Genomic DNA, 9,160 nt, shown 5'->3' on the forward strand with positions numbered 1-9,160 from the left:
AGACGATCATGCGGTGGCCGTCCTCATTCCTGCGGGACCCGAGGTCACCTCACGAACGGCGGCTGCCGTACTAGGATGCTTGCGGGAAGTGCGGTCTACGACAGGGCTGCGCGGACTCGATGACAGGGACGGCTCTTGACCAGCCGCCGTAACGGGTCCGGTAACGAATCGAGGTTCGCCGCGTGGAGTGGTTGGCATGGGCCAGTAGAGGGCGGCACGAAGGCGTGCCATTCTGTCCGCAACTGCGGATCTATCGAACGCTTCCGGCATGCCGTGACAGGATCGTTGTAGAACTGGGGGTCAAGGGGTCGTCGGTTCGAATCCGGCCGTCCCGACAGCAAATGAGGGTTTCCGCAGGTCAGTGAGTTGCGGAAACCCTCATCTTATTGCTGTGGCTTCGATGAAGTGGCGTGTAAGGCGCTGCTGGAACCCTTAACTCCGCCCGCCAGTTCCGTGACCCATCGCCCTGCCCCGCACTGTTCTGGTTTGTCATCACGTTGAGGCAGTCCGATAGATCGCGACCGTCGGTGCGTTCGGCTTCTTCGAGCATCCAGGCAAGCGTCCGTCCAGGGAGAAGCAGCTGGCCTTCAGACTGTGGAGGTGCTCTGCCGGCATGTATTCGTAGAGGTTGGCGTCACCGCCATCGGAGACGGTGGCCTGCGCGCGCGATCTCCTGCTGCACTCCTGGCGGACGGTGATCTCAAGTGTCGGTCGCGGATGGCAGAATCCCGCCCACTGCTTGGCGGGAGGAGGAGATCAACATGGGCTGGCTGGCGGCCGGAGCCGACTATGAGGTGAGCCTGGAACGCGGGAAGGTGATCGCGCGTAACCGCCAGGGCGGGTTGCTCAAAGGCCTTCCGAAGGCGCTGCGTGACACCGACGTGGTCATCGGCTTGCGGCAGCTCTCGGAGTGGCTGAAGCGGCACGAGGTTTCCTGCCGGCGGGAGGTCGAGCAGTGGGTGGTGCGGTCGCTGCCAGTGCCGACCACCCGTGATCTGCGAGGTGTGGGCAGACGAGGCATGGCGTACGTCGCCGCGTGATCTGATCGTGATGCCGATCGACGGCGCGGGGCGATGGGCCACCGACCGCCCGCGCAGTCACCGATGGCAGCCCTCCGAACGGGAAAGACGGAGTGCCGGTCGCCGGGCGGCTACGAGCACCGCGCCCATGACGACTACAAACGACGCCGAGTCGGCCGCGGCTCCGACCAGCCGGCCAGCCGGCCGAGCTGCTCCGTGTACGTCGGCGTCCACCACCAAAGTGGGGCTTCGATGGTGGACGTGGACGTGACGTCAGGCGACGACGATGAGTGTCTTGCCGAGCAGCTTGCCGTTGCTTGCATCCTGGTGGATGGTCGGCAGTTCCTCCAGCGGTCGGCGGTCGGCGATGTGCAGCTTGAGTACGCCGTTGTCGATGCGGGAGACGAGGTCGGCCAGGTGGGAGGCGTCGGGGCCCACCCACACGCCGGCGGTGCGTACCGAGCGTGCCTCGTCGGCCGGCACCGGGCCGGCGGAGCTGACGACGATGCCGCCGTCGGCCACGTAGGGGGTCAGCTTCGCGAGGTCCTCGGGAGCCAGGCGTACGTGGTTCACCACCACGTCGAAGGGACCACCGACAGGGGCCGGGCCTGCGTCGAGGTCCAGCGGGTCGACGACCTTCTCCGCACCGTAGCCGTTCAGGCGGTCGGCATGCTGGGGGCCGTCGACGGCGGTCACCTTCGCGCCGGCTTCGACGGCGAGCTGGACCACGATGCTTCCCACCGCACCGCCTGCCCCGTTGACGAGAACGGTCTGGCCGGTCTTGATCCCGGCGAGCTCGACGGCCGCTTGGCGTGCGGCCAGCCCGGTCAGGGGAAGTGCGGCGGCGTCGGTCAGCGGGATGCTGCGGGGCGCGGCGGTCACCAGGTCGGCGGCCACGACCGCGTACTCGGCGGCTCCGCCGTGCTCGTGCAGCGGGAACATGGCGATGATCGGGTCGCCGACCTGCAGTCCGCTGACTCCGTCGCCGAGCTCGGCAACGGTGCCCGCGACGTCGAGGCCGGGGGTGATCGGCAGCGGGGTGGGGATCATCTCAGCGAGGACACCCAGCCGGATGTGGTCGTCGACGGGGTTGAACGAGGTGGCCACCACCTTCACCAGCACTTGGCCGGCGCCGGGGACCGGACGCTCCACCTCCTCGTGGCGCAGGACCTCGGTGCTGCCGAACTCGTGGTAGCGAATAGCCTTCACTGCGCTCTCCTCATGGTTTCGGGGTGTCGGATCCGTGGCGAACGGGGAAATCTCCGGACGCCGCGACGCCGCCGCACTTGCCTGGGCAACTGTGAACGAGTGTGCTTGACTTGCCTAGGCAAGTCAAGGTGCGCGGCATCACAAGGACCGGCCGGGTCAGTTCCTGCCTCTGAGCAGCGAAAGGCGTCTGGGTGCCAGGTTGCCCAGTCAAGTAAGCTGCGCGTATGACCGGCACCCCCCAATGGCTCGACGACGAGCAGCAAGAGCTGTGGCAGGACTTGCGCACCGTGGTCATCGCGCTGCCCACGCTGCTGGACCGCCAGTTGCAGCGGGACGAGGGCATCTCGAACTTCGAGTACAGCGTGATGGCCCGGCTGTCCATGACCGAGACGCACACGATGCGGCTCAGCGACCTGGCCGCGCAGTGCGACAGCACGCAACCACGGCTGTCCAAGCTGATGGTTCGTTTCGAGCAGCAGGGGTGGGTCACCCGGTGCCCTGACCCGAACAACGGTCGGTACACCCTCGCGACCCTGACTGACGCCGGACTGCATAAAGTCGAGGACAGCGCCCCAGCTCACGTCGAGCGGGTCAGGCAACTGGTGTTCGACCCGCTCAGCGCTGCACAGCAACGCCACTTCGGCGCCGCGCTCTCCCGCATCGCCGCTCTGGTACGCGAGCAACTGGACGGCCGGTGAACGACGCCCACCGAACTGAGCTCGATACGGCCGCTGACCTGGCTGCAAGTCGAAGGTCGCGGTATGCGCTCCACCTCCGCCGCCAGCCCCCACCGATAACCGGTAGACCGCTCGTTCGCTGAACCGCCCGCTCCCAACGGAGGTGGAACGACCATGAAGCAGTGATCACCTCCGCAGCAAGGGCCTCAAGCAGCGGGTGGAAGGTCGCATCAGACGTGACCCCGCCGGACGCTCCTCGGCGGTCGCGCCCTGCTCGGCGATCGCACCTGGTGCCGCCAAGGCGCAACCGCGGGGCCGTCACCCTCGCCCCTGCCCGCACGGGTCGGGTGCCTCGCCTCACCTGCGAACCGCAGCCGGGTCTCGACTGGTGCGGCCAGGCCGCAGTGGTCAGCAGGTTGGCCTTGCCGGCCGATCAGGCTCCACGATCCCCGCGACCATTCGTCTCCGGCCCAGCGCCGCACCGCCTACACAATGTGGGCTATAGCGACCGGAGCTGGCGGACCCGGCCGGCGATGGCGTGCCGGGCGGCGTCGCTCTCGTAGGCGATGACGTCGAACTCGTGGGGCGCGCCGGGGTAGAGGTGCAGTTCGACCGGGACGCCGTCGCGGCTCAAAGCGATGGCGTAGCGCAGATCCTCGTCGCGGAAGATGTCCAGCTGGCCGGCCTCGATGTACGCCGGCGGCAGCGCGGTGGCGTCGGTGATCCGGGCCGGAGCGGCCAGGGCCGGTACGTCGGTGCCTCCGGCGTTCGAGCCGAGGATGGCCTGCCAGGCGGTGATGTTGTCGTCGTAGGACCAGGCCGCATACGGCGCGATGTGCGGGTCGGTGACGGTGTTCCGGTCGTCGAGCATCGGGAAGATCAGCAGCTGCCGGGCGATCGCCGGGCCGCCGCGGTCGCGAGCCAGGATTGAGAGCGCGGCCGCCAGGCCCCCGCCCGCGCTGTTGCCCATGACGGCGATCCGGGCCGGGTCCACGCCCAGCGCGCCGGCGTGCGCGTGCAGCCACTGCAGCGCCGCGTAACCGTCCTCGACCGGCACCGGGAACGGGTGCTCCGGGGCCAGGCGGTACTCGACCGACAGGAACGGGACTCCGCTGCGGGACACGATGCGGCTCACCGGGCCGTCCCACATCGTGACATTGCCGAGGATCATGCCGCCGCCGTGGAAGTAGAGCACGGCCGAGCCGGGCTGGGCACCGTCCTTGGTGTACCAGCGCAGCAGCAGCTCGGCCCCGTCTGCGGTGGTCAGGTGGTAGTCGGTCGTGCGGACGTCGCCGGCTGCGGGCTCCAGGTTGTTGATCGCGGAAAGCATCCCGTTGAGCGCGGTACGACGGCCCTTGACGTCGCCGGCCGGTGGCGGGGTGAGATCACCGGCGTGCTCCAAGATCGGGGCGAGGGCGGCGGCTATCTGCGGGTCCAGTGGTGAGGTCATGTCACGGCTTCCTGATCGAATGCTAAGCGGATGAATGCGTCCGCTTAAACATATGCCCGGCTCAAGGCTTCGCCCCCGCAGAGTGATCAAGGACGCAGGTCAGCGGGGCGGGCCGACGATGACGTTGCCGTACTCGGTGGCGATCGCCGGGTTGGGCTTGATCTGGAAGCCAGGCGGGCGCGGGGTCGACTTGTCGCGCCCGGTCGCCCGGAACATGCCCTCAATGCCGGCCGGCGTGTTGATCATCAACAGGTCGGCCTTCTTCGACGTGATGCGGTAGCCGTGCGGGGTGCCCTTGGGCAGGAACACGACAGCGCCCTCGGCCAACTCGTACTCCTCGTCGCCGTGCCACACCAGGGCGGTGCCCTTGATCAGCATGAAGACCTCGTCCTCACGGGTGTGGGTGTGGAACGGCGGGGCCTCGCCCTCGCTGACGTCGAAGCGGCCCATCATCAGCTGGCCGTCGGTGGCCTTGCTGTCGAGCAGCAGCGCGAGCGTGCCGCCGTCGAGCCATTCGAGTTGTTGCTGCTGCTCGGGCTGGGCCAGGTAGAGCATGCTCATCGGCGTCTCCCTATACGGATGAATTACTCCGTTTAGAGTAGCGCGAGCCCGTCGTCGTGCGGGGCGAGGCCGGCGAGATAGATGCCGGCGGCCCGCCGTGCGTGCCGGTCCCAGTCGGTAATCCCCGGCAGTGGCTGAGCCACCATCGTCGCCATCAAGATCAGGTCGAGCGCGCGGACGCCCGTACGGATCGTGCCGTCCGCGCCGCCGCGGGCCAGCATGGCCTCGATCGTCTGGCGCAACTCGTCCCGCAGGCCGGTTGCCTCGTCGCTGATCACCGCCGGGCCGCCCCGCAACGGAAGCAGCAGCTCATCCCGGCGGTCGATCATCCGGAACAGGTAGCCCCGGACCGCGTCGATCCCGGTCACGGCCTGCGCGGCCGCCTCCCGCAGCTCGTCCACGACCAGGCGCAGCGACTGGACGACCAGGCCGTCCAGCAGCGCCGCACGGTTCGGGAAGTGGCGGTACAAGGTGCCGATACCGACGCCGGCCTCGGCCGCCACCGTCGCGAGCGGCACCTGCAGGCCGTCACGGGTCACGACCACCATCGCCGTCGCGAGGATCCGCTGCCGGTTTTGAATGCCGTCACTGCGCTCGGCGCGCAGCCTCGACCGCTGTCCTCCGTCTTCGGGCACAGCAGAAAACTACTGCTCCACTACTGACCGCCACGCAGCGGGCCGGTGCGACGCACATCGGCTAGCTCGAAGGACAGCCCCCGAGCCGCCCGCGTCGGTCAGCAGCTCCCACCGGCGTGCACCAGCGCGGCCGTCAATGCCCGCGGGCGGGTAGCAATCCCGGTAGCCCGAGGGACGCGGGTCCCGGACGGTTGCGGGCGGCTCGATCAAGCGCTGAGGTTCGTCATTCGGTGGTGCGTGTTTGGGACCCGGCCTCCGGGGACCTGCGGTTGGAGATTGACCTCGGCCTCGGCGGCGTCAGGTCGTGGAGGCCGGGGCCGTCTCGCGGACCAGCGTGACAGCGCTGCGATTGGCGACTGGAATGATCAGCGTCGATGCGACGAGCGCAGCGACGGCGATGCCCAGCCATCCCCAGAAGCCGAAGGCGATGACCAGGCCGGAGAGCGCCGCCGGGCCGATGATGTTCTGCGTGATCACGTGCAGGTCGAACGCCCCCAGGTACTCGCCCTGAGCGTGCTCGGGGGCGAGGCCGAACGCGAGCCCCCAACCGGAGGCGGCCTGCATCACCTCGGCCACGGAGAGGATCAGCACGGCGGCGACGATCGCCACGGACGCCAGGACCACGTTGTCGTCGAGCGCGGTAACCGCCAGGACCGCGCAGCCGCCGGCCAGCCAGTAGCCGGAGCGCCGGGCGAGCCGACCGGCGCCGTGCACGGTGTCCGCGCCCCGGCTGGCCCGCACCTGGAACAGGATGACGAACGCGGTGTTGACGATCAGCAGCAGAGGAATCAGGAAGTGCGGCAGGTCGGTGCGGTTGAGTGCCCAGAGCGGCATCGTCACCAGGATGATGCTGACGTGCGAGGCGAGGATCGTCGAGACGCCGATCACCGCGAGGAAGCGTGGGTCGCGGACTGCGGTGAAACGCTTGAAGCCCACCGGTGCGGGACGCGGCGGCACGTCGGGCAGGCGGGTGACGAGCAGCGCGGCGCCGGCCATCAACGCGGCAGTGGTGAGGGGGATCAGCACGAGTAGCCGTTGGCTGAGGGCGGCGACGGCCGCCACGCCGATACCGATGCTGAAGCCGATGTTGAACACCGACCGCATCATGGCCTTGAGCTTCACCCGCTCCTCGGCGGGCACGAGGTTGCCGATGAGGGCCCCGTTGGTCGGGCCGGTGCCGTACTCGAGGAAGCCGACGGTGACCACCAGCGCGAAGAAGGCGGTCGCGCTGTCGACAAGGCTGTAGAGCCCGAATCCGACCGCCAGCGTGGCGAACAGGATGACGAGCAGGCGGCGGGCGCCCACCCGGTCGGCGATCACACCGAACAGGACCGACGAGAGGAAGGCGGACAGGCCGGCGGCCGACAGGCCCAGGCCCACCTGCCGGGCGTCGAGTCCGACACGCAGCGTGAAGTAGACGACGCTGCCGCTGAGGAAGACTCCCTTGCCGATGGACTCGGCCAGTCGGATCGCGATCAGCTTCCTGCGGAGCGGGTCGGTCGGTACCAGGCCGGCAAGAACGTCCGTCACTCGTGACAAGGGCATGGGTCAATCCTGGCGACGGCGATGTCCGGCGGACAGGGCGACAGGTGTAGCGCGTACGGGACGACGTCCCGGATCGGCCGGGAAATTCCCCCGTGGACTCCCGGGTCGGCGGCCCGTCGACCGCCTGTAAAAGGTCCGCTGTGGACGGCTTCGTCAGGGCCAAAACGGAAAGTTTGGTTCGGTTTTTCGATGGGTCAAAAGGCTGACCGAGCCCGTTCCCGGGATCACTTCTTGTGTTGTTCTGTTGGCCGTGAGTAGATGTTCATCACGACGCGGGGTCGGCGCTACCGCGGCGTCTCCCCGCGCGACTAAGACACCGCGGGCCGTTCGGACGGGGTGAGGTGGATAGATGGTCAGCGTTGGCTCGGCCTCGGAACTGACTCGGAACATGAGGCGGTATCCGGAGGAAGTCACAGCGGAGACACAACCCGACGCGGTGACAGTGGTCCTGGCCGACGCTCAGCCGGTGGTGCGCAGGGGCCTGCACGCCCTGCTGTCGCCGTCGGCTGAGGTCGCCGTGACAGGTGAGGCGGCGTCCGCGCGGGAGGCGTTGGCGCTGGCCACCGCCACACGTCCCGACGTGCTCGTTCTCGACGTCGAGCTGCCGGGTTTCCAGGCGGGAGTGACGATCCAGGAGATCAACCGGGTGTCGCCCTCGACAGCGGTGCTGGTCTTCACCGCGGTCGAGGACGAACACACGATCCTCGCGGCCATGTGGGCGGGCGCCCGGGGCTACGTGCTCAAGAGCTGCCCGGGCGACGGCATCGTCCGGACGATCCGGGGCCTCGCGACGGGTGAGGTCATCCTCGGCCCCCGGGTGGCCGACAAGCTCATCGGGCAACTGAGCCGGGAGCCCCGCAACCAGCAGCTCTTCCCGGAGCTGACAGCCCGCGAGCGGGAGGTGCTGGAACTGATTGCCTCGGGTATGCGCAACGTGGCGATCGCCGCGAAGCTGAATCTGTCCCCGAAAACGGTCAGCAATCATATTTCCACCATCTTCAGCAAATTGAACGTTTCTGACCGGTACGAGGCGATCGAGGTCGCCCGCCGGGCGCGGTTGGGGCGCCCCGGGCCGCCCGGCTCCCATCGACCAGTGGTGCCTCGTGGCAGCGTTCTGCTGGCCGGCAGGCGTGGTGTCGTGGCGCCGGGCGCGGCCGCGTACGCCGGCGCGCGGTCGGTGCGGGGGTGAGCGGGATGAGCCTGGACCTGGACGCGATCGCCAACCGACTGGAGCCACGGTTCGGCCGGGCCGCGCACCGCTGGGTGGGCACGCTGCGCCAGCGGCTCGACGACCTCGTCGAGCAGTGGGAGTTAACTCTCGGTGACCCGCTCAAGTCCGGCAACTCCTCGGTGGTGTTCCGGTGCGTGGGCCCGCTCGGCGACGCGGTGCTCAAGCTGTCCCCGGACAGCTACGCCGTGCGGGAGGAGGTAGACATGCTGCGCCAGTTCGCCTCCAGCGGGCGGGTGCCGGCGGTGCGGGAGTCGGCCAAGGGCGCCGTCCTGCTCGAAGCGATCCACCCCGGCACCCTCGTGGAGAAGATGCCGCAGCCGCCCTCACCGCGGGAGTACGCCGCCTTCCTCACCGATCTGCACGGCGCGGGCGACCCGGCTGCCGCTCCCCGTCAACTGGCGGACTGGATCGACGTGCTGTTCAACTCGGCGACGCGCCGGGGCGCCGACCTGAGCGGGTCCAAGCGGCTGCGCGACGACCTGTTCGCGGTGCCCACCGACACCGTGCTGCTGCACGGGGACCTGCACCTCGGCAACGTGCTCAACGGCGGAGGCAGGGGCCTGGTGGCGATCGACCCGATGGCGTGCGCCGGTGACCCCTGCTTCGACGCAGTGGACTACGTGCTGGAGGGCCTGGACCGCGCGGAGATGGTGCGCCGCCGCGACGAACTGGCCAGCGCCGCCGGCATCGACGTGGGCCGGCTCGACGCCTGGTGCCGGGTGACGGCCCCGATCGGCGCCACGTACGTCAGCAATCCCGTGCACTCCGCCGAGCTGGCGGCCTTCGGGCGCGGCGAGTACTGACCGGCCGACCACCGCCCCGGTCCGACGGCA

Annotated in this window: 9 protein-coding genes; 4 read left to right on the forward strand and 5 right to left on the reverse strand. The window is 69.0% G+C overall.

Going from position 1 to position 9,160, the window contains the following annotated elements:
* The first annotated feature begins 704 nt into the window (after nt 1-704).
* Complete coding sequence (locus ACLQ29_RS34120; RefSeq protein ID WP_425775486.1) at nt 705-1,040, forward strand: hypothetical protein; 336 nt, start codon at nt 705-707, stop codon at nt 1,038-1,040.
* Nucleotides 1,041-1,292: 252 nt separating this feature from the next.
* On the opposite strand, the gene ACLQ29_RS34125 is transcribed toward ACLQ29_RS34120, so the two are convergent.
* The gene (locus ACLQ29_RS34125) at nt 1,293-2,228 is read right to left on the reverse strand and encodes an NADP-dependent oxidoreductase (RefSeq protein ID WP_425775487.1); all 936 of its coding nucleotides are present in this window, start codon (nt 2,226-2,228) and stop codon (nt 1,293-1,295) included.
* A gap of 224 nt (nt 2,229-2,452) precedes the next feature.
* Between ACLQ29_RS34125 and ACLQ29_RS34130 the strand changes: the two genes are divergently transcribed.
* Nucleotides 2,453-2,926, forward strand: a complete 474-nt coding sequence (locus tag ACLQ29_RS34130; RefSeq protein WP_425775488.1) for a MarR family winged helix-turn-helix transcriptional regulator — start codon at nt 2,453-2,455, stop codon at nt 2,924-2,926.
* Nucleotides 2,927-3,404: 478 nt separating this feature from the next.
* Here ACLQ29_RS34130 and ACLQ29_RS34135 read toward each other — a convergent pair whose 3' ends face one another.
* From ACLQ29_RS34135 to ACLQ29_RS34150, 4 genes are all read right to left on the reverse strand, one after another.
* Nucleotides 3,405-4,355 carry an alpha/beta hydrolase gene (locus tag ACLQ29_RS34135; RefSeq protein WP_425775489.1) on the reverse strand — a complete coding sequence of 317 codons (951 nt, stop codon included), beginning with the start codon at nt 4,353-4,355 and terminating at the stop codon, nt 3,405-3,407.
* A gap of 99 nt (nt 4,356-4,454) precedes the next feature.
* Nucleotides 4,455-4,916, reverse strand: a complete 462-nt coding sequence (locus ACLQ29_RS34140) for a cupin domain-containing protein (protein WP_425775490.1) — start codon at nt 4,914-4,916, stop codon at nt 4,455-4,457.
* A gap of 32 nt (nt 4,917-4,948) precedes the next feature.
* On the reverse strand, nt 4,949-5,551 hold the full coding sequence (locus ACLQ29_RS34145) for a TetR/AcrR family transcriptional regulator (RefSeq protein ID WP_425775491.1): 603 nt from the start codon (nt 5,549-5,551) through the stop codon (nt 4,949-4,951).
* A gap of 297 nt (nt 5,552-5,848) precedes the next feature.
* Nucleotides 5,849-7,096: an MFS transporter gene (locus ACLQ29_RS34150; RefSeq protein WP_425775492.1), complete on the reverse strand. Its 1,248-nt coding sequence runs from the start codon at nt 7,094-7,096 to the stop codon at nt 5,849-5,851.
* Nucleotides 7,097-7,484: 388 nt separating this feature from the next.
* Between ACLQ29_RS34150 and ACLQ29_RS34155 the strand changes: the two genes are divergently transcribed.
* Complete coding sequence (locus tag ACLQ29_RS34155) at nt 7,485-8,285, forward strand: LuxR C-terminal-related transcriptional regulator (RefSeq protein ID WP_425775493.1); 801 nt, start codon at nt 7,485-7,487, stop codon at nt 8,283-8,285.
* Between the two features lie 5 nt (nt 8,286-8,290).
* Nucleotides 8,291-9,130, forward strand: coding sequence for an aminoglycoside phosphotransferase family protein (locus ACLQ29_RS34160; RefSeq protein ID WP_354974201.1), 840 nt, complete (start codon nt 8,291-8,293; stop codon nt 9,128-9,130).
* Nucleotides 9,131-9,160 lie beyond the last annotated feature (30 nt).

This window comes from Micromonospora sp. DT228, assembly GCF_049841595.1.
Lineage (GTDB): Bacteria > Actinomycetota > Actinomycetes > Mycobacteriales > Micromonosporaceae > Micromonospora.